Here is a 20932-nt window from a genome sequence, read left to right on the forward strand (position 1 = left end):
CGCCAACGCCACCCTCTACTTGGCCGCCAACCAGGTCAATTCCACCTCTTTCGGGGCGCGCGCGGTGATCGTCAACAAGGCCGAGAACCTCATCGTGCGCACCGAGCGCGAACTACCCATCGCCGCCGGGCTTAACGACGAACAACTCTCCCACACCCTGCAGTCCGCAGTCGACGCAGTGCTGGCCTCCCAGGATGCGATGGTGGCCGTCGTCGAGCAATTAGACCAGCTCATGGAGGGTAACGACTAAAAGTTATCCACAGGGTCCTAGTTATCCACAGGTTTTTTCGTCGTCACGCACGCGCTTCAAAAATCTGCTTTATGGTGAAGCCATGGACAGATTTGAGCGGTTCGCCGAAGCCTTCGGCGATACCCTGGGGGTGCTCGAAGATGCCCAAAGCTTGAGTCGCGCAACGCTCGTCGACAAGCTCGGCGATAATGAATTAGCGGGCACGATATTCAAGCTCTCGGGGGTCTATTACGGCGCAACCAGGTATAAGAAACAACAACGGATGGCGCGCGATGCCGTTGCCACCAACAAACACAGCCTGGGCACGCTGAAAGTCATCGAGAGATACGCGCGCAAGGTCAGCGACAAGCATGCCTGGAAGCTGCGCCGGGAACTGGCGCGCATCCGCGGGGGCTTATCGACGATCAGGGCCGCAGCGCGCACGCTGGTCGCTAAATTCAACGGCGATACCGGTGAGAAGCCGGCGCGCACGCAAGCATCGATGTCGAACCCTTCCGACAGGCTGGACCGGACCATCCACCTGACCGGGCCCGAAGCGGCCATCGCCGAAATCTGGGAACGCGGCCGCGACCACGCAGCCGCCACCGGGCAACGCGTCGCGGAGGCCTTGTTGGAACTCTTCAACTCTGGTGGCGGGAAGACCAAGTACACCCCGATGGTCATCGTGTCTATCGGCGACCTCCAGGCGATCCATGCCAGCGGGGGCGCAGACACCGACGTCATCCTGTCTGCCACCAACGGCGCGCGCATCCCGGGCAAAGACTTCCTTGATCTGGAACTCACCGAGCGCGGCTACTTCATGCTCACCAGTCGAGTCAGCGGCCCGGTCGACCTGTACCGCACCGAAAGATTCTTCAGCACGAAGCAGCGCACCATGGCCAAAGCGTGCGACCCGGTCTGCTCCATCCCGGGCTGCGGACAACCCGCAGATCGCTGCGAGCCCAACCACAACCGGGCATGGAGCGCCGGCGGTGACACGAATGTGTCGAATGCGTCGATGCTGTGCAGGTACCACAACGGGAAAGTGGACGACGACCGCAGCAAACGGCGCTTCGGCTATGTGGAACGCGTCGACGGGCACTCGACATACTTCAGCGCATACGGTGGGCCACCCAGACGCAACGAACACCCCACGGCGAGAGGAGGTGCCTTGCGCATCGCCTAGCTCAATTCGAGGCGGCGGCGTTCTTCGTCGGGATCAAAGTCAGCTTCGGGCCAGTCCAGGTCCATCTCCTGCATCGCGTGGACCAAGAGCGCCTTGACGATCGTGCGCGCGTACTTCTTGTTGTCACCGGGCACGCAGTACCACGGGGCTGCGTCAGTGGAGGTGCGTTCCAGCGCGATTTGATAGGCCGCCTGGTACAGCTCCCACAGGGAGCGGTCCTCGATATCGCCTGGATCGTACTTCCAGTGCTTGTCTTCCCGCTCGATGCGTTCCAGCAGGTTCTCCTTCTGGAACGCCCGAGAGATGTGGAGCATGACCTTGATGATGCGGGTGCCATTAGCGGCAATCGCGTTCTCAAAATCGACAATCGCCCCATAGCGGCGCTCAATCTCCTCCGGCGGGGCGAGATTCTTCACCCGCTGCACCAAAACATCTTCGTAATGGGAGCGGTCATAGACCGTGATCATGCCGGGAACCGGAAGATGCGGTTCGAAACGCCACAGAAAGTCGTGCGCCGCCTCCTCATCGGTTGGGCGGCCAAAGCCCACCGTGTGCACGCCCTGGGGATCAAGTTCTTTGACCACGTGGCGAATCACCCCACCTTTGCCGGAGGTGTCCATGCCTTGGAGCACCAGCAGAATTGAGCCGGTGTCTTCAGGGTTCGCGCGACCATTGGCGAAGAGTTTTTCTTGCAGCTCTTCGAGGTCGTCATCGAAGAGGTGGAAGGCTTCGTCGAGATCGTCGTCATCACCGTCGAATCCGGGTGTGGAGGCGGGGGCGACGTCGGAAAGGTGAAAGCCTTCGTCGACACGCAGGGCGAGGGCCTGGTCGATAAGGTCGGTGGATATGTCAGACATACCCGCCGATTCTACAACTCAGACCCCAGGTCCGGCGCGTTGTCCTTGCTTGCCTGAACAATATCGTCCAAGACCGCGTGGATGTATGCGGGCGCCTGGTTACCGGAGTACTCGGTAGCCATCTCGACTCCTTCAACCACGGAAATCGGGCCGTCAACCTCGTCGTTGAACATGATCTCCCACGCGCAGACGCGCAGAATGGCTCGGTCGACGGCGGGCAGGCGGCCGAGCTCCCAGTCGATGGAGAGGTACTGCTCAATCGCGTCATCCAGGTCGTCGAGCTTCTCCGCAGCACCCGTGATGATGGTGCGCGTGTACTCATTGACCGGGGCGACCTGGTTCTCAGGAGAGCGGGCCAGTTCGACGCGGTCCTCAACGATCGCCACTGGGTCAAGGTCGCGCGCCTCTGCCTCAAAAAGGATGTCGACGGCGCGGCGGCGCGCCCGATACCGGGTGCCGCGGCGCTTGTGGTCTCGGTTTTTCTCGCTCATTAGTTGTTAACGCGCGACAGGTACTCGCCGGTACGGGTATCCACCTTGACGACGTTGCCAGATTCGAGGAAGAGCGGCACCTGAATTTCAGCGCCGGTTTCAACAGTGGCGGGCTTGGTGCCGCCGGTGGAGCGGTCGCCCTGCAGGCCCGGATCGGTATGAGTGATCTCCAAGTCGACGGAGACTGGCAGCTCGCCGAACAGGGCGTTGCCTTCGTGGAAGGAGACCTGTACCTGCATGTTTTCCTTCAGGAATGCGCCTGCGTCGCCGAAAGCGTCGTGTGGCAGTTCGAACTGCTCGTAGGTCTTGTCGTCCATGACTACGAAGGAGGTGCCGTCGTCGTACAGGTAGGTCATGTCGCGGCGATCCACGGTTGCGGTATCGACCTTCACGCCGGCGTTCCACGTTTTGTCGACAGTCTTTCCGGTGAGGACGTCCTTGAGCTTGGTGCGCACGAATGCGGGCCCCTTGCCTGGCTTGACGTGCTGGAACTCAACGATCTGCTGCAGCTTTCCGTCTACGAGCAGGACGAGACCGTTTTTGAAGTCGGCGGTTGTTGCCACGAAGTTCTCCCCTTAACAATTATCGGATATTAGCAGCCCAAGCCTACACCACTGTCAGTTCCTTACTGACACCGGAGATAATTTTCGGCGCGCCTGCGGTGATCAGGAGGGTATCTTCGATGCGCACTCCCCCGCGCCCGGGAACATAGATGCCTGGTTCAATCGTCAGCGTCATATTTTCGCGCAGGGTCTCGTCGGAACGCGCCGCCGCCATGGGTGCTTCGTGCACGTCAAGCCCGACCCCGTGACCGGTGGTGTGCGTGAAGTAGTCGCCATAGCCGGCTTCCTCGATGATGTCGCGGCAGGTGGCATCGATGTCGCGCAGCGCAGTGCCGGGGGTGGCGGCCTCGATGCCGGCGAGTTGGGCGCGCAGCACAATGTTGTAGATTTCCTCGGCGAAGGCATCAGGCTTGCCGACGACGAACGTGCGCGTCATATCGGAGTTGAAGCCACGGCGGTGGGCGCCGAAGTCGATGGTGACGAGGTCGCCGTCGATTAGCACGCGATCCCCAGCGCTGTGGTGTGGTTTTGCCGAGTTCGGGCCGGAAGCGACGATGGTGTCAAAACTGGTGCGCTCCGAGCCGAGGCGCCGCATCCGGTATTCCAGATCGGCGGCGATGGCGATCTCGCTGCGTCCCACGCGGATTTCGCCGGCGTCCAACATGTCAGCCAGGGCCTGGGTGGCTAGTTCGGCGACACCCGTGAGCTCTTCGAGCTCGCCTGGGTCTTTAATGGCGCGTTGCTGCTCGATCACGCCGCGTACGGGCACAAGAGTCACGCCTTCGGGGCAGGCCGCTTCGAGCTTCTCCAGGGCCGAGACTGTCATGTAGTCGGCTTCGAAGCCGACGCGGCGGCCGGGTTCGATGTTTTCCAGCAAAGCAACGGCGCAGTCCCGACGAATGGTGGCCTCCAAGTCAGGGACCTCTTCAGCGACCTGGGTGGTGTAGCGCCCATCGGTGGCGATCGCTGCAGTCAGGTCTGTGGACAGCACCAAGGCCGCATTCGACCCGGAGAAACCAGAAAGGTACTGGACGTGGGTCAGGTGTGTGACGAGGATGTCGTCGATACGCATCCCTGCCAGCGTGGACGCCAGCGCGCGACGACGGGAATCAAACCGAGTATCTGCTAAAGCCATACCGGCTACTGTAGCGCGGCGAAATACTCCAAGGCGAGGATATAGCCCGCAACACCCAACCCAGCGATAGTGCCAACCGCGATCGCGGACAGGTAAGAGTGCTGGCGGAAGTCCTCGCGCGCGGCCACGTTAGAGATGTGGACCTCGATGAAGCCGTGGTGATCGGTCGTTTCGACGAGCGCGTCACGCAGCGCGACCGACGTGTGCGTGTAGCCACCCGGATTGATGATCACCGGCCAGGCGTTGTCGGCGGCCTCGTGGGCCCATTCGACCAGTTGGCCTTCGTAGTTGGACTGACGGCACTCGACATCCACGCCGAGCTCGCGCGCCTTGTCGACGATCATCTGTTCCACATCGGCGAGCGTGGTTGAGCCGTAGATCTCCGGCTGCCGCTTGCCTAGACGGTTCAGGTTGGGGCCGTTGAGCACAAGTATTTTCATTGGGTCTTACTCCGAGATCGCATCGTAAGCGGCGCGCAGTTCATCGACGGATGGGCCTTCAATACGTGTCACGCTGCCCACCCCGTCCAAGGCGACGAAGCGGATCATGCCGTCGCGGTTCTTCTTGTCGTGGCTCATGCCCTCGAGTAACTCGTCGAAGGCGCCAGCTTCGTAGGTGGTGGGCAAGCCGACCGATTCGAGAATCGTCTTGTGGCGGCGGAGCAATTCATCGTCGATCAGCCCGCGCCCGTGCGCGAGGTGGGCGATAAACATCATGCCGACCGCCACAGCATGCCCGTGGCGCCAGCAGTACTGTTCGCGCTTTTCCACGGCGTGGCCGAAAGTGTGGCCGTAGTTGAGCATCTCGCGCAGCCCGGATTCCTTCAGGTCCTGGCCCACCACACGACCCTTGACGGCCACGGAGCGTTCGATCAGCTCAGGCAGGTCACCATCCACATCGAGGGCGCGCTGCGGATCCGCTTCGAAGAGTTCCAAGATGCGTTCGTCGGCGATGAATCCGGTCTTGATGATCTCTGCGGAGCCGGCGACGATTTCTTCGTCGTCAAGCGTGTACAAGCGGTCGAGGTCGATGTAGACACGGCTGGGCTCGTGGAACGCGCCGACGAGGTTCTTGCCCGCGGCAGTGTTGATCCCGGTCTTTCCACCGACGGCGGCGTCGACCATCGCCAAAAGCGTCGTGGGGACCTGGAGGACCTTGATGCCACGCATCCAGGCGGCTGCGACGAAGCCAGCAAGGTCGGTCGTCGCGCCACCGCCCAGGCCGATCACCGCGTCCTGGCGCGAGAAGTTATGCTCGCCCAACAAGTCCCACAAATCCCCCGCGACCTGGAGAGTCTTGCCATCTTCCGCATCCGGAATCGGCGCCAGCACGGCCTCGATATTGGAAGCGCGGATCTCTTCGGCAAGGCTTCGAGCGGGTGCAGCGAGGGTCGGCTGGTGCACGATGGCCACCTTGTGGGCCCCGATCTCCTTCACGCGCGCTGAGACCACATTGGTCAAGTCGCGATCAATGTGGACGTCATAGGGGGTGGGTCCGGATACGGTAATGATGGCCATCGCTTCTTTAGGTTCCTTTACGTTCTCAGGGTGAACTGGCGCTATTCGGTGTCGATGATTGCAAGTACTTCAGCAACGACTCGCTGCGGTGGTCGTTCGTCGGTACGCACGCGGTAATCCGCAACCTCGCGGTAAAACGGCTCACGCTTTTCCAGCAACGCGCGGTAGTGCGCTTCAGGGTCCTTCGCAGCCAGCACCGGGCGAGAGGTATCGCGGGATGTACGACGAATGCCCTCTTCCGGGCTGACATCGATCCACACGACCGTGTGGCCTTGCAGCATGACGCGGACTTCGTCAGTCAGTACCGCTCCCCCGCCCAGAGCGACAACACCGCCGGAGTGCAGCGCCTGGGAGACATAGCCTGCCTCCACCTCGCGGAACTTCTCCTCGCCGACCTTGGCGAAGAATTCGCCAGTGGGCATATTTTCGCCGGCGGCGAGCAAGTCATCGGAGTCAACCAACGGCAGGTTTGTGGCACGAGCAAGGCGCCGGCCAATCGTCGACTTTCCCGCCCCTGGAGGGCCCACCAACACCACTCTGGGGGTTGTGTGGCACACAGCATCAGGCGTCACATCAAACTGTTCCATGTTAATTCCCTCCAAAAGCCAATCGCTCGTCGACGTACTGCTGATAAGCAGCAATATTACGCTTAGTTTCCATTAGGCTGTCCCCGCCAAATTTTTCCAGCGCAGCGCGTGCTAGGACGAGGGACACCATGGCCTCGGCGACGACACCGGCCGCGGGCACAGCGCAGACGTCGGAACGCTGGTGGATGCCCGTCGCAGCACCACCGGTGGCCATGTCCACCGTCTTCAGCGCGCGCGGCACAGTGGAGATCGGCTTCATGTGGGCCCGCACCCGCAGCTGCTCGCCGTTGGTCATGCCACCTTCGATGCCACCAGCACGGTTGGTCAGGCGGCTGACACCGGCGCCATCGTCGTCACGCACCATCTCATCGTGCGCCTCAGAGCCGCGGCGGCGGGCCTCTTCGACGCCGTCGCCGATCTCCACGGCCTTAATCGCCTGAATACTCATCAAAGCGCCAGCCAACTGCGCGTCAAGGCGGTCCTCGCCGGAGATGTGGGAGCCCAGCCCGATCGGCAACCCGTCAACGATGACCTCCACAACACCACCCAGGGTGTCCCCGGCCTTCTTCGCCGACTCGATGCAGGAAACCATGTCGGCCTCCGCGGCCTTGTCGTATGCGCGCACGGGCGACTCATCAATCGCCTCAATATCGGAAAACTGCGGTGACGGCCCGGCGTACGGTTCGGACTCGCCGATGGAAATCACATGGGAGAACACCTCCACGCCCAGCGTTTCACGTAGGAAGCTACGCGCCACGGTCGCGGCAGCCACGCGGGCTGCGGTTTCGCGTGCCGACGAACGCTCCAACACCGGGCGGGCCTCATCGAATCCGTACTTGACCATGCCAGCAAAATCGGCATGACCTGGACGGGGGCGGGTCAGCTTGGCGCCGCGCCCCGAGTTCATGGCTTTGGCCACCTCTGGGTCGTCCATGTCCACAGGCTCGGCGTTCATGATCGTGGTCCACTTCGCCCACTCACTGTTGCCGATCATGATGGCAATCGGCCCGCCCAGGGTTTCACCGTGGCGGATGCCCGTGAGCAAAGTCAGCTCGTCCTGCTCAAACTTCATGCGTGCCCCGCGCCCGTAACCTAGGCGGCGGCGGGCAAGTTGGTAAGCGATCTCTTCTTTCGTCACCGGCACCCCAGCGGGCATGTGCTCAACCAAAGAGATGAGCGCCTGGCCGTGGGATTCACCTGCTGTAGTCCAACGAAGCATGCCAAGCATTGTCTCACACTTCGAGGGCAGATCCGACTATTACCCCTTTTAGTCCACGGCGTTGACCACGACGGCCCACGCACCCAGCAACATCGCAGGTCCGTGCGGCCCGCCGGAGGTTCTTCGCAGCAGCAGAAACGCCAGCGTCACCACGCTTCCCAGCCCCATTGCTACGACCACCCCGAATAATCCAGCGTGGTGCGCCACCCAGATTCCCAATGGGACGGCCAGCTTGATATCCCCGCCGCCGATCCCGCCGCCACGCCACGCCAGCGCAAGGTACGCCGCCGGCCAGAGCAGGCCCGCCAGTGCCTGCTTATCGACGATCACCGCCGCGACCACCGCGACACCGGCCGCCGGCAGGGTGAGCCAGTCAGGCAATCGTCGATAAGCGATGTCATAAACGGCGAGCATTAAGCTCCATGCCAGTACTCCCCCGAGTTCCCACATGCGCCCGACTTTAGCTGAGCTGTTCCTCCAGCGCTTGGCGCATGGCTTCGCGTGGGGCGTCGACGCCGGTGAACTGTTCGAACTGGCTATAGGCCTGCCCGGCCAACATCACGTGACCGCCGATGGTGCGGTATCCGTTGGCAGCCGCGCGCACCACCAGTGGTGTGGGCCAGGGATCATAAATCACGTCGAACACTGGGGCGTGGCCGAGAACCGGCGCATGTTCCTTGATGCCCGCGGATGGCACCGTAGAGATGATCGCGTCGGCCGACATGGTGATTGCCTCTAGGTCGGCGTCGAAAGAAACGAAGTCGACGGTCGCGCCCGTCTTGGCGAACAGCTGCCCGAATTCGGCGCGTCGATCGGAGCGATTGATCATGGTGATCCGCTCCACACCAAGGTTGCCGAGCGCCCATACCGCCGGCCGTGCAGTACCGCCTGCGCCGATGATGACCACGTGGCGCATGGCCGCGGGCTCGTCGATAAGCTCGCCCAACGCGTAAAGGATGCCTTCGCAGTCCGTGTTGTCCGCGCGCCACCCGGAACCGACGCGCACGAGGGTGTTGGCGGCACCGATCAGCTGCGCGCGCTCGGTGACTTCATCGGCGAACTCGAGGGCAGCGAACTTGCCAGGCATCGTGACGGAGAATCCGCGATACTCCTCGCCTGCTTCCCCGACGATACGGGGCAGATCCTGCGCGGAGCATTCGATGCGTTCATACTCCCAGTCGTCGAGCCCGGCCGCCGCGTAGCCGGCATTGTGCAGGACAGGCGAAAGCGAATGCTCGACGGGCAAACCCAGGACCGCGGCTTTGAACATTGGAACCTTTCTGGCTGACTAGCGGTTCGAGTCCAGCACGCCGGACTCCTGTGCACGCTGCACATCGTCAAGGTGCTCTTCGAAGGTGTTGTTGAAGACCGTCGTGCCATCCAAATCGATGGTGACGAAGAACAACCAATCGCCCTGGGCTGGGTTCTCCATGGCCTGGATCGCCGTTTCGGAAGGCGACGCGATCGGGGTCGCGGGCAGCCCATCCTTGGCGTAGGTGTTCCACGGAGTCTCGCGGGCGCGGTCCTCGTCGGTGGTGGCCACCTCAACGTCCTCCAAGTCGTAGTTGACCGTGGAGTCGAACTCCAGGCGCATCGGCTCATCCAGGCGGTTGAGGATCACGCGTGCCACCTTGTCGAATTCGCCCGCGGGTGCTTCGCGCTCCACCAGGGAGGCGGCGGTGAGCAGCTCGTATGGGCTCAGGCCGATGGCGCCGGCGCGGTCCACGATGCCGGTTTCGTTATAGGCCGTGGTCGAGCGCGTAATCAGATCCGTCAGGATTTCCTCGGCCGAGGACCCCGGGTTCACGACATATTGGCCTGGGGCAATCAGGCCCTCAAGACGCTTGGGGTTCCCCCTGCGTTCGTTGACTTGGGCCAGCGCCCATTCAGGAACTCCCAGCGCGCTCGGATCGGCGTTCGCACCGACCTGCTCGAGCTCCCTGACGCTGACGCACTGCTCTTGGTTGCTGGTTCCGCAGGTGACATTCGAAATCATCGTGTAGATGCCGTAGCGCGTATCTCCACCGACAACAGTGAGGTCAGCCAGTGTTGCGCCACCGGGGATATCCAGCAGATCGATCTGATTGTCAGGGTTGAGCAGCGCCTCGACGGCAGACGCCGCACTCATCTCTTCCTGCAGTCGGAAGAAGCCGGGCTGAATATTGGCAGAGTTCGGGTTGTTGGCTGCCGCCGTCTGGAACGCAGCATCCGACTTAACGATGCCACGCTCCTCCAACTCAGGGCCTAGCGCCGACATGGAGCTACCTTCAGGAATCTCTACAATCTGCTCAACACCGTTTCCGGTTCCCTCGAAGTCACGGGACAAGGTTTGGCCTGACGACGAGGTCATCGCGAAACCGATATACGCGACAGCGCCAATGATCAGAAGTAATGAGGTGACCAGCACCGCCACTCCACCGGTACGGCTCCGGGATGAACGCTGGGTGCTCATGATTGGGTCTCCTTACTTGAGCTGAGATTATTTGCTCGGCCATCGAGCCACGACTGCAGAATTTCCACCGCCGCCGCCTGATCGATCACCGCGCGCCCCGCTTTCTCCGACACGCCAGATGCGCGTAGGGCCTGGGTCGCTGCGACCGTGGTCAAGCGCTCATCGGCCATGCGCACTGGAATAGTGCCGCCAAGCCGCCGGTTAATCCGAAACGCGATTTCCTTTGCATGTTTCACACTCGACGAACCGTTGCCCTTCAGGTCACGGGGCAGCCCGACGACAATCTCTACCGCCTGATATTCCTCGATGATTTCGAGCAGGCGGTCAATATCTTCCTTGTCGCGGTCCTTAAAACCCGTCACGCGCGGGACTGTCTCGACCGGCATGGCCAGCGTCGCTTCGCGATTCGACGATGCGACACCCATTCGGACGGTTCCCACGTCAATACCGATACGACGACCAAGACCTGGGTCATCGACGCCCGGGGTGTCGGGAGCGATCTGCTTAGCAACCATAGGCGATGTTCAGGTCCCTTATTCGTCGTAGCGGTCATTGTGGCAGTGCCCAAGGCACTCTCGGATCAGTCTTACGCTATACGTTTTCACGTCAACATGACGTATCGTGCACGGCGTGTTTGTAACCAATCCGTTACATTACCCCAAAAGTACTACAAGGAAGCAAGTTCTTCACGCACAGCCCGGAAACCTTCCTCCAAGCCAGCTGCATGAGAACCGGAGCCCTGGGCCAGGTCTGGCTTACCGCCACCCTTGCCGTCGATATAACCGCCGAGCAGTTTCACGAGGTCACCGGCCTTTACGCCCTTCTCTACTGCCCCGGCGGACACACCGACGACGAACGGCACCTTGCCACCATTGTCCGCTGCCAGCACCACGACGCCTGGTTCTTCGCCGTAGCGAGCGCGCAAGTCCTGAGCTACGGTACGCAGGTCACCCGCATTGGTGCCGTCGCCCAGCTTGAGTGCCAGCAGCGTGAAGGCACCGGCCTCCTCTGCCTTGTTCAGCAAGTCGCCGGTCTGCGAAAGCAGCTGCTTTTGGTGCAGAGCCGCGATCTCCTTCTCCGCGGCCTTCAGCTTCTCCGTCAGCTGCGCGATGCGCTCCGGCAACTGCTCAGTTGGGGTCTTCAGCTCCTGCGCCAAGCCTGAGGCCAGCGCGGCCTCCTTCGAGAAGTAGCGGAACGAGTCCATGCCGGAGTAGGCCTCGATGCGACGCGCACCCGAACCGACCGACGATTCACCCAGCACTGCGATCGGCCCGATCTGGGAGGAGTGGCTCACATGCGTGCCACCACACAGCTCGATGGAGAACGGGCCACCGATCTCGACCACGCGGACCTCGTTGCCATAGTTCTCACCGAAAAGCGCCATTGCACCCATCGCCTTTGCCTCCTCCAGGGAGGTTTCAAGCGTGTTCACCGCGTAGTCAGAATCGACCGCCTGGTTGGCAATAGAAGCGATCTCTGCGAGTTGGTCGTCGGAAAGCTGCTCCGTGTAGTTGAAGTCAAAGCGCAGGTAACCCGGCTTGTTCATCGAACCAGCCTGGACCGCTGTGGGGCCAAGCACCTCGCGCAAGGCCGCGTGGATGAGGTGGGTCGCAGTGTGCGCCTGGCGTGCACCATGGCGCCAGCGAGGGTCGACTTCGGCGCGCACGACAGAGCCCAAGTCCAGACCACCATTTTGCACGGTGGCCTTGTGCACCCACAGCTTCTTGCCGATCTTCTGCACATCGTTCACGTTGAGCAAGGTGTCACCGATGACGATGCGTCCGCGGTCGGCTAGCTGGCCGCCGGCCTCTGCGTACATTGGCGAAAGATCCAAAATCACCTCGACTTCATCGCCTGCGGCCACCTCGTTGACCTTCGCGCCGTCCTTGACCAGGCCGATCACGGTGGATTCGGCTTCCAAGTTGTCGAAGCCGACGAACTCGGTGGGCTGGTTGTCGACCCACTCGCGGTAGACGGACTCGTCGGCACCCGCGCTCTTCTTTGCGCGGGAGTCAGCCTTGGCGCGCTCGCGCTGCTGCGCCATCTCGGCGTCGAATGCAGCCATGTCGACCTCGAGGCCTGCCTCAGCGGCCATCTCGATGGTCAGATCGATGGGGAAACCATAGGTGTCGTGCAGCTCGAAAGCCTGGGAGCCGGACAGAATAGTCGCACCCTTCTCTTTGACTTCGGCTGCGGCATCGTCGAAACGCTCGGTGCCGGACTCCAGCGTCTTCAAAAACGCACGCTCTTCGGCAATGGCGACGCGCAGGATGCGTTCGCGGTTATCCGCAATCTCCGGGAAGGAGGGCGTCATCGTGTCCATGATGGTATTCATGAACGTCTCCAGGGTCTGGCCCTTCGCACCCAACAGGCGTGCGGAACGAACGATGCGGCGCAGCAGGCGGCGCAGGATATAGCCGCGGCCCTCGTTCGATGGAGTGACACCGTCGAGGATGATCATCATGGAGGTACGCGCGTGGTCGGCGATGACGCGGAAACGCACATCGTTGTCAGCGCTGTCCGCATCGCCGGCGTCATACTTCGTCCCAGTCAACTTCTCTGCCGCGTCGATGACGGGGCGCAGCAAGTCGGTCTCATACACATTTTCAACACCCTGCAGGATGCAGGCCACGCGCTCCACACCCATGCCGGTATCAATATTCTTCTGCGGCAGCTCGCCCAGGATGTCGAAGCCGCCCTTTTTGTCACCTTCGCCGCGCTCAAACTGCATGAAGACTAAGTTCCAGATCTCCAGGTAGCGGTTGTCGTCAACAGCCGGGCCACCGTCTTGCCCGTAGTCTGGGCCGCGGTCATAGTAAATCTCCGAGCACGGTCCCGCAGGCCCAGGAATGCCCATGGACCAGTAGTTATCTTCCATGCCAAGGCGCTGGATGCGCTCGGCCGGCACACCAATCTTCTTTTCCCAGATCTCGGCGGCCTCATCGTCGTCAAGATAGACGGTGACCCACAACCGCTCCGGGTCCAGCCCGTATCCACCCTCAGCAACAGGCGAAGTCAAAAGCGTCCACGCGTGCGTGATCGCGCCTTCCTTGAAGTACTGGCCGAAGGAGAAGTTACCCGCCATCTGGAAAAAGGTGTTGTGACGGGTAGTAATGCCCACCTCTTCAATATCCAGGGTGCGCACGCACTTCTGGATCGAGGTTGCCATACCTGAGTCAAACGGCGGATTCTGCTGCCCCAAGAAATAAGGCTTAAAGGGGACCATGCCCGCGTTGACGAAAAGCAGGGTGGGATCGTCCAAGATCAGTGACGCGCTTGGCACGGCCTCGTGGCCGTTGCTGACGAAGTAGTTGGTAAAGCGGTCCCGGATCTCATGGGTTTGCACGAGCGGTCTCCTTCAATTGCGATTGTTCTCAAGTGACTTCGCTACACTTTACCCCCGCGCTCTCCCGCGGACGATTCTGCGTAGCTTGCCGACGAAATTTCTGATCCGATTCTCGTTTCCGTGATCAGTCGGCTCGTAATATACAGCGTCGTCCAAACCCTCAGGGATATAGCGCTGTGGCACCACACCTGTGGGATCGTCGTGCGGGTAGATATACCCCACCGCGTGCCCCATGGCCTTGGCACCTTCGTAGTGGCCATCGCGCAGATGTGCCGGAACGTGACCGGCTTTACCCGCGCGGACATCGGCAAGGGCCCGATCGATCGCCAGGTAAGTTGCGTTCGATTTCGGTGCGGTGGCCAGATGGATTGTTGCCTGCGCCAGGGGTAGGCGGCCCTCAGGCATACCGATAAAGCTGACCGCCTCATAGGCCGCCACCGCAGTCTGCAAGGCGGTGGGGTCTGCCATCCCGATGTCCTCCGTAGCGTGAATGACTAGGCGGCGGGCGATGAACCGCGGGTCCTCCCCCGCCTCAATCATGCGCGCCAGGTAATGCAGCGCCGCGTCCACGTCTGAGCCGCGAATCGACTTGATAAACGCACTGGTGACGTCATAATGCTGGTCGCCATCGCGGTCATAGCGCACGATCGCCCGATTCACGCTGTTGCGCACCGTATCGATGGTGAGCTCGCCACCATCTTCCACAGCTTCGGCAGCAGCCTCCAAATACGTCAGGCTGCGGCGCGCGTCTCCCCCAGCCAACAGGACCAGCTGGTCTAGGGCCTCTTCGCTGACGGTGATGCGTTCGTTTAGGCCTCGCTTATCGACGATCGCACGACGCAATACGGTACGCAGATCATCTGCGTCCAGTGGTTCCAATTTCAGCAACAACGACCGTGACAATAGGGGTGCTACCACCGAAAAGGAAGGATTCTCCGTAGTCGCGGCGACAAGGAGCACGGTGCGGTTCTCCACCGCTGCCAACAACGCATCTTGCTGCGTCTTGGAAAAGCGGTGCACCTCATCGATAAACAACACGGTACGCCGACCACTGCGCAGGTCACGGGTCGCGCCCTCGATGACCTGGCGGACCTGCTTCACCCCCGAGGTTAGCGCTGACAAGCCGACGAAGTTATCGCCCATCGTCTGGGCGATCAGGGAGGCGACCGTGGTCTTACCCGTCCCCGGCGGCCCGTAGAGGATTACTGAGGCGTCGCCCGAGCCTTCGATCAGGCGGCGTAGTGGCTTCCCCTCTGCGAGGAGGTGCTCTTGGCCGACGATCTCGTCGAGACTGCGCGGGCGCATCCGAGCCGCTAGTGGTGCTCCGGCACCCGCCTCAAAAAACGAGATCCCACGTTGTGTGGAGGAATCGTCGTCACGCGCCCCTGGCTGCTCAAACAAACCTTCCTGCATGGCCCAAGACTAACTGATCCGGCTAGGGGCGTGGATCATGCAAAATCTCAGCGATCCGCAGAGCGAAATCAGAGACGACAGAATACGCGCCGTCGCGTCCAGAGGCCGCGAACCGGCCGAGGGACTCAAATGTTTCATAAAGATCGCGCCGCACCAGAAGTTCATCGTCGGAGAAAGCAACCTCTCCTGCTGGGCGCAACAAGTTCGTCGTCACGTCGTCGCTACGGCTGGATGAAAGACCCAATTCCTTGAAATCGCCGGTGCTGATCTTGAGAAATTCGCGCGCCTTAGGGTGGCCAGAAATCACACTGGCCAAGGAACCGTAGGACATCACCGTCAAGCTGGACAACGCCCAACCCACCAAGGCGATGGTCAGGCGCTCATGGAGCACGTCTTCGTTGCTCAGACCGGGCCAGAGTTCGTCGACTTCGTGCAGCCAGGCCTCAACGAAGGCTGCGGTTTCATCATCGGCAACGGGCTGCAGCGAAATATACTGCGGGAAACCCGCGATCACGCAGGCTAAGTCGAAAGAGACATCGCGGAAACCGGCCCATTCATAGTCCAGAAACTCTATGCGATCCGCCACGATGATATTGTCCGGCGACAGATCAAAAGGAGTAAATGCCCGGTAGCGACCTTTTCTCAAGCGACGCTGTACCGTCGGCAAGTACTCGGTGAGTTCGCGTGGCACCTCAATGCCTGCTTGACGGATCACGTCCAAACCAACCGCGGCGCCGACCTCGAGCAGGCCCTCGCGGATGTCTTGGAAACGATGGGCGTCGATGTCGTTTTTCCCCAGCCTGCGCAACAAGATGTTGAAGGCTTCTTCCTTGCCCGCAGTGCCCGCGTGCATGCGGCCCAAGGAGGTGCCTAGAGCGCGGAGGATCTGCACCCGTTTATCGGGGTTTGACTCATTGAGCAGGTCCGCGAATGTGTCGCCATCGCCGCTGTCGGACAGCACGATCAGCCTGCTGTCGAGGTCATGGGCCAGTAGAACCGGGCCGGGACGGAACTCCTCGGCCAGTGACGTGGTGAATTGATAGGAGGCGACTTCGCGAAGGAATGCCGCGTCCGCGATCAAGTCCCCCGTATCTGGGGACTGCTTCAACACCACCGAGCGATGCGGCAAAAACGGGCTGGAGGCGACACGCGCGCGGAACACGCGAGCATGCCCAGAACCGCTGAGCGCAACGGGATCGAGCAGTTTTTGCGTTCCGCCGTAGCGGCGGGTGAGCAAGTCCTCTGCGATCTCGATGATGTGCTGGTGGGTTGAGTCCACGGTGTTGAGCTCCTTCACAAGTCTTCGCCCCCATCGTGCCACGCCACAGCCGCGGGTGTACACGAAAAGCGCAAGACATACGAAACCTCCCGCGTGACCAACATGCGCTGGCACCGGGAGGTTAGCGCGGTAGTGTTTACTGCGTTCCGGCTTCCGCGCTGTTGCCAGCCTTGTCGTCCTTCTTTGGCTTGAAGTCGACGCCGGTCTCCTTGCGCTGCTCCGGCGTGATCGGGCCTGGGGCATCGGTCAGTGGGTCGACACCGCCGCCGGACTTCGGGAAGGCGATGACGTCACGGATGGAGTCGTAGCCACCCAGCAGAGACACGATGCGGTCCCAGCCGAAAGCGATACCGCCGTGTGGTGGAGCACCGTATGCGAAGGCATCTAGGAGGAACCCGAACTTCTCGCGTGCTTCTTCTTCGCCAATACCCATCACGTCGAAGACGCGCTCCTGCACGTCGCGGTCGTGGATACGGATGGAGCCGCCACCGATCTCGTTGCCGTTGCACACGATGTCATATGCGTAGGCCAGCGCTTCTCCCGGATTGGTATCGAAGGTATCCAGGTACTCAGGCTTCGGCGACGTAAAGGCGTGGTGGACGGCGGTCCACTTGGAGTTGCCCAGGGCCACATCGCCGGAGGCGGTGGCATCGGCAGCAGGCTCGAACATTGGGGCGTCCACGACCCAGGTGAATGCCCAGTCGCCTTCCTTGATCAGGTCCAGCTTCTCTGCGATGGCACCGCGGGCCGCACCCAGCAGCGCACGGGAGCTCTTGGTCTCGCCGGCGGCGAAGAAGATGCAGTCGCCTGGCTTAGCGCCCACGTGATCGGCGATCCCGGCGCGCTCCTCGTCGGTAATGTTCTTCGCTACCGGGCCGGACAGCTCGCCGTCTTCGCCGATGAGGATGTAGGCCAAGCCCTTGGCGCCGCGCTGCTTTGCCCACTCCTGCCATGCGTCGAGCTGGCGACGTGGCTGGGATGCGCCACCTTCCATCACGACGGCGCCGACGTATTCGTTCTGGAACACGCGGAACGTGGTGTCCTTGAAGAATTCGGTGCACTCCACCAATTCGATATCGAAGCGCAGGTCGGGCTTATCAGAGCCGTACTTTTCCATGGCGTGGGCATATGTCATGCGTGGAATTGGGGTGGAAATTTCATAGCCGATCAGTTTCCACAGCTCCACCAAGATCTCTTCGGCCAGGGCGATCACGTCATCCTGGTCGACGAAGCTCATTTCGACGTCTAGCTGGGTAAATTCCGGCTGGCGGTCGGCACGGAAGTCCTCGTCGCGGTAGCAGCGCGCGATCTGGTAGTAACGCTCCATTCCTGCAACCATGAGCAGCTGCTTGAACAGCTGTGGCGACTGCGGCAGCGCGTACCAGGAACCTGGGCGCAGGCGTGCCGGCACGAGGAAGTCACGCGCGCCCTCAGGGGTAGACCGCGTCAGGGTCGGGGTTTCAATCTCGGTGAAGTCGTGGCGGTCCAGTACGTCGCGCGCCGCCTTGTTCGCCTTAGAGCGCAAACGCAGCGCGTTGGCCTGACGCTCGCGGCGCAGGTCCAGGTAACGATACTTCAGACGGGTTTCCTCGCCGACCTCGCCGGAAGAAGCATCCTCGATCTGGAATGGCAACGCTGCGGACTTGTTCAGAACGTTCAGTTCTGAAACGTTGATCTCGATCTCACCGGAGGGAAGGTTCGGGTTTTCGGAGCCTTCCGGGCGTGGCTCGACCACACCGGTGACCTGAATGACGTATTCGCTGCGCAAGTCATGCGCTGCCTCGGCGACTGCGGACTCGCGGAACACCACCTGGGCCAGGCCGGAGCGGTCGCGCAGATCGATGAAGATCACGCCACCATGATCACGACGACGAGCTACCCAGCCCGTCAATGTGACGGATTGGCCAGCGATATCTTTGCGGAGGTCTCCCGCCAGGTGAGTGCGCAGCACGGTTTCTTCCACGTCCTTCCACGTGTGGTGATTATGAACGTTCGAAAGTCTACCCCCTGACAGCTTTTGTTTCGCGTGCTACCCCTGTTTTCATCAGGTTTCATCGCTTGAGAACGTCGCTTTACGACGAAATCCGCACCTACTTAATGCACACATCCATGCGTTGCGTGGCATGATAGGCGCATGACTTTTAAAAGTGGGCGACAACTCAACCAAAACCGTGCGCGCACAGGCGGCCGGCGCGGTGGGGCCATTGCATTGGGCGGCGGCGGTATCGGCGGCCTGCTGCTAGTCGGTCTTTTCATCCTGATGGGTGGCAACCCAGGCGATCTCGGTCAGTTGACCGCCGGCAGTCCACAGCGCGCCGAAGACAACGGTTATACCCTGGAGCACTGCCAAACCACGGATGATGCCAACGAATACGCCGACTGCCGCGTGCTGGCCGCCGCTGAGTCGATCGACCAGATGTGGACTGAGCTCCTCCCCCAGCAGGCTGGCATCGAATACCAAGAACCCGGCCTGGTGGTATTCCAAGACGCGACCCAGTCCGGTTGTGGCTATGCCTCGGCTAATACCGGCCCGTTCTACTGTGGTGCGGATGGTTCGGCGTACTTCGACGTAAGTTTCTTCGACCAATTGGAGCGCCTCGGTGGCGCGAATGCGCCGCTGGCTCAGATGTATATTGTTGCCCACGAATTCGGCCACCACATCCAGAACCTGGAGGGCACCATCGGCCTGATTGATTACAACAATCCAGGCAAGGACTCCAATGCGGTGAAGTTGGAGCTGCAGGCTGACTGCTACGCAGGCATGTGGGTCAATCGTGCCGACGAAGGCGAGAATGCGATGCTGGAGACCATCACTCCGGAGCAGGTGCAGTCCGCCATTGACACCGCGCGTGCCGTCGGCGATGACAATATCCAGAAGCGCACCCAGGGTGAGGTCCAGCCTGACCTCTGGACGCACGGTTCCTCCCAGCAACGCCAGGATGCTTTTCTGCGCGGATACAACGAGGGCACTATGGCCGCTTGTGACTACCTAGAGACGGGCAATTACCGCGTCTAGCACGCGCTAGTTTCCTGGGTATCCTTGGGAGCATGAGTTCTTCGTCGGAAAGCACGCCCCCGCACAGATCCGTCGCCTTTCTTGCGGCGTTCAACGATGTCGAAGGTTTCCTTCGGACCAAGTTGAGCGCGAAGAAGAGCGACGGTTTTTCTCGTATGGTCAGTTGGGCGGAGCGTGATCGCATCGTCACGCCCCAGCAGGCCGAGGATCTAAAAGAGTTCGCTGACCTGCGCAACGCGATCTCTCACGGTGCGTACAAGGATTTCACCCCGATCGCTGAGCCACTCCAAGAGACCGTTGATGCCTTGGAGCGCATTCGCGACTTGCTTCTGCATCCGCCGTTGGCCATGCAGGTGCTTCCTCACCAAGAGGTGGTCACCGTGAGCCCGGAGGATGATATTCGCGTCGCGCTCGAAGTGGTGCGTACGACGACGATCTCCCAGTTCCCCATCTACGACGGCAATGTCTGTACAGGGCTCTTAACGACGAACACCATTGCCCGCTGGGTTGCTGCGGACCTAGACGATAATGACCACCTAGATGCCCGAATCGTGAGCGAGGTCTTGGAGTATGCCGAAAGTTCTGACCAGGCGGTGTTCGTGCCACGCGATGTCACAGCCGGTGAGGCGCTGCACACGTTGCTGTCTCCGATGAACAATGGCGTATTGCCACGTGCTGCGGTGATTACCGAACATGGCACGCCCCGGCAGCGGCCTTTGCGGGTGATTGGCGGCTCGGATATTAAAGCGCTGATCGACGCCTCCCAGTAACCCCCTTGCATGTTGTTGTCATGTCATCTACTCTGGAATATACTTTAAATTTTAGGAGTTATAGACAACATGCAATTCGGACTTTTTACTATCGGTGACGTTACCCAAGACCCCACCACCGGCGAGACCCCCACAGAACACGAGCGCATTAACGCCATGACGCAAATTGCGCTCAAAGCCGAGGAGGTCGGCCTTGACGTATTCGCCACTGGGCAGCACCACAATCCCCCATTCGTACCGTCGGCACCCACCACGCACCTGGCTTATATCGCAGCGCAGACGAAGAACCTGAAGCTGTCCACCGCTACCACCCTGATCACCACGACAGATCCGGTGCGCATCGCCGAAGATTACGCCTTCTTGCAACACCTCTCGGGCGGGCGCGTCGACCTCATGATGGGGCGCGGCAACACCGGTCCGGTCTACCCATGGTTTGGTAAAGACATCCGCCAGGGCATCCCCCTCGCCGTCGAAAATTATCACCTCCTGCGCCGCCTGTGGCGCGAAGACGTGGTGAACTGGTCCGGCAAGTTCCGTACCCCGCTGAACGGATTTACCTCCACCCCACGCCCGCTGGATGACGTTCCGCCCTTCGTCTGGCACGGCTCCATCCGCTCACCCCAGATCGCGGAACAAGCAGCCTTCTACGGTGATGGCTTCTTCCACAACAACATCTTCTGGAATAAAGAGCACACGGCCAAGATGGTGAACATCTACCGCCGCCGCTACGAAAAGTACGGCCACGGGCGAGCTGACCAGGCCATCGTCGGCCTCGGCGGCCAGGTGTTCATCGGCGACACCGAGGAGGAGGCGAAGAAGACCTTCCGCCCCTACTTCGACAACGCACCCGTCTACGGCCACGGCCCGTCGAT

Annotated in this window: 21 protein-coding genes; 5 read left to right on the forward strand and 16 right to left on the reverse strand. The window is 61.1% G+C overall.

Annotated elements, in window-relative coordinates:
• Nucleotides 1-250: YbjN domain-containing protein (locus ACHFGA_RS06170; RefSeq protein ID WP_394281539.1), on the forward strand; the 250-nt coding region annotated here is incomplete at its 5' end.
• A 151-nt stretch (nt 251-401) separates the two neighbouring features.
• A complete protein-coding gene (locus ACHFGA_RS06175) occupies nt 402-1415 on the forward strand; it encodes an HNH endonuclease signature motif containing protein (RefSeq protein WP_394281540.1) in 1014 nt (337 codons plus the stop codon).
• Here the strand turns inward: ACHFGA_RS06175 and ACHFGA_RS06180 are convergent.
• The 16 genes from ACHFGA_RS06180 to aspS all read right to left on the reverse strand — a co-directional run bounded on the left by ACHFGA_RS06180 (nt 1412) and on the right by aspS (nt 18225).
• Entirely contained in the window at nt 1412-2272 is an 861-nt protein-coding gene (locus ACHFGA_RS06180) for a PPK2 family polyphosphate kinase (protein WP_394281541.1), read from the reverse strand. The genes ACHFGA_RS06175 and ACHFGA_RS06180 overlap by 4 nt on opposite strands.
• An 11-nt stretch (nt 2273-2283) precedes the next feature.
• A complete protein-coding gene (nusB, locus tag ACHFGA_RS06185; RefSeq protein ID WP_394281542.1) occupies nt 2284-2763 on the reverse strand; it encodes a transcription antitermination factor NusB in 480 nt (159 codons plus the stop codon).
• Nucleotides 2763-3326, reverse strand: a complete 564-nt coding sequence (efp, locus tag ACHFGA_RS06190) for an elongation factor P (RefSeq protein WP_394281543.1) — start codon at nt 3324-3326, stop codon at nt 2763-2765. The genes nusB and efp overlap by 1 nt, the downstream gene beginning before the upstream one ends.
• Before the next feature lie 43 nt (nt 3327-3369).
• The gene (locus ACHFGA_RS06195; protein WP_394281544.1) at nt 3370-4461 is read right to left on the reverse strand and encodes an aminopeptidase P family protein; all 1092 of its coding nucleotides are present in this window, start codon (nt 4459-4461) and stop codon (nt 3370-3372) included.
• Nucleotides 4462-4466: 5 nt separating this feature from the next.
• Nucleotides 4467-4901 (reverse strand): type II 3-dehydroquinate dehydratase, encoded by a 435-nt coding sequence (gene aroQ / locus ACHFGA_RS06200; RefSeq protein ID WP_394281545.1) that lies wholly within the window; start codon nt 4899-4901, stop codon nt 4467-4469.
• A gap of 6 nt (nt 4902-4907) precedes the next feature.
• Nucleotides 4908-5978 carry a 3-dehydroquinate synthase gene (gene aroB / locus ACHFGA_RS06205; RefSeq protein ID WP_394281546.1) on the reverse strand — a complete coding sequence of 357 codons (1071 nt, stop codon included), beginning with the start codon at nt 5976-5978 and terminating at the stop codon, nt 4908-4910.
• A 41-nt stretch (nt 5979-6019) separates the two neighbouring features.
• Nucleotides 6020-6565 (reverse strand): shikimate kinase, encoded by a 546-nt coding sequence (locus ACHFGA_RS06210; protein WP_394281547.1) that lies wholly within the window; start codon nt 6563-6565, stop codon nt 6020-6022.
• A 1-nt stretch (nt 6566) separates the two neighbouring features.
• The gene (aroC, locus tag ACHFGA_RS06215) at nt 6567-7793 is read right to left on the reverse strand and encodes a chorismate synthase (RefSeq protein ID WP_394281548.1); all 1227 of its coding nucleotides are present in this window, start codon (nt 7791-7793) and stop codon (nt 6567-6569) included.
• Between the two features lie 39 nt (nt 7794-7832).
• Entirely contained in the window at nt 7833-8234 is a 402-nt protein-coding gene (locus ACHFGA_RS06220; protein ID WP_394281549.1) for a prepilin peptidase, read from the reverse strand.
• A 10-nt stretch (nt 8235-8244) separates the two neighbouring features.
• The gene (locus ACHFGA_RS06225) at nt 8245-9054 is read right to left on the reverse strand and encodes a shikimate dehydrogenase (protein ID WP_394281550.1); all 810 of its coding nucleotides are present in this window, start codon (nt 9052-9054) and stop codon (nt 8245-8247) included.
• A gap of 18 nt (nt 9055-9072) precedes the next feature.
• Complete coding sequence (mltG, locus tag ACHFGA_RS06230) at nt 9073-10236, reverse strand: endolytic transglycosylase MltG (RefSeq protein WP_394281551.1); 1164 nt, start codon at nt 10234-10236, stop codon at nt 9073-9075.
• Nucleotides 10233-10751: a Holliday junction resolvase RuvX gene (gene ruvX / locus ACHFGA_RS06235; RefSeq protein ID WP_394281552.1), complete on the reverse strand. Its 519-nt coding sequence runs from the start codon at nt 10749-10751 to the stop codon at nt 10233-10235. The genes mltG and ruvX overlap by 4 nt, the downstream gene beginning before the upstream one ends.
• A 152-nt stretch (nt 10752-10903) precedes the next feature.
• Nucleotides 10904-13582 carry an alanine--tRNA ligase gene (alaS, locus tag ACHFGA_RS06240; RefSeq protein ID WP_394281553.1) on the reverse strand — a complete coding sequence of 893 codons (2679 nt, stop codon included), beginning with the start codon at nt 13580-13582 and terminating at the stop codon, nt 10904-10906.
• A 48-nt stretch (nt 13583-13630) separates the two neighbouring features.
• Nucleotides 13631-14995 carry a replication-associated recombination protein A gene (locus ACHFGA_RS06245; protein ID WP_394281554.1) on the reverse strand — a complete coding sequence of 455 codons (1365 nt, stop codon included), beginning with the start codon at nt 14993-14995 and terminating at the stop codon, nt 13631-13633.
• 22 nt (nt 14996-15017) lie between these two features.
• Nucleotides 15018-16292 (reverse strand): phosphotransferase, encoded by a 1275-nt coding sequence (locus tag ACHFGA_RS06250; protein WP_394281555.1) that lies wholly within the window; start codon nt 16290-16292, stop codon nt 15018-15020.
• A gap of 118 nt (nt 16293-16410) precedes the next feature.
• Nucleotides 16411-18225, reverse strand: a complete 1815-nt coding sequence (gene aspS / locus ACHFGA_RS06255; RefSeq protein ID WP_026254402.1) for an aspartate--tRNA ligase — start codon at nt 18223-18225, stop codon at nt 16411-16413.
• 183 nt (nt 18226-18408) lie between these two features.
• Here aspS and ACHFGA_RS06260 point away from each other — a divergent pair, with 183 nt between their 5' ends.
• The 3 genes from ACHFGA_RS06260 to ACHFGA_RS06270 form a co-directional block, all read left to right on the forward strand.
• Nucleotides 18409-19290 (forward strand): neutral zinc metallopeptidase, encoded by an 882-nt coding sequence (locus tag ACHFGA_RS06260; RefSeq protein ID WP_394281556.1) that lies wholly within the window; start codon nt 18409-18411, stop codon nt 19288-19290.
• Nucleotides 19291-19322: 32 nt separating this feature from the next.
• A complete protein-coding gene (locus ACHFGA_RS06265) occupies nt 19323-20060 on the forward strand; it encodes a CBS domain-containing protein (RefSeq protein ID WP_026254403.1) in 738 nt (245 codons plus the stop codon).
• 69 nt (nt 20061-20129) lie between these two features.
• The coding region (locus ACHFGA_RS06270) for a CE1758 family FMN-dependent luciferase-like monooxygenase (protein ID WP_394281557.1) at nt 20130-20932 on the forward strand (803 nt) is incomplete at its 3' end.

The sequence above is a fragment of the Corynebacterium sp. genome, from assembly GCF_043426755.1.
Taxonomy (GTDB): domain Bacteria; phylum Actinomycetota; class Actinomycetes; order Mycobacteriales; family Mycobacteriaceae; genus Corynebacterium.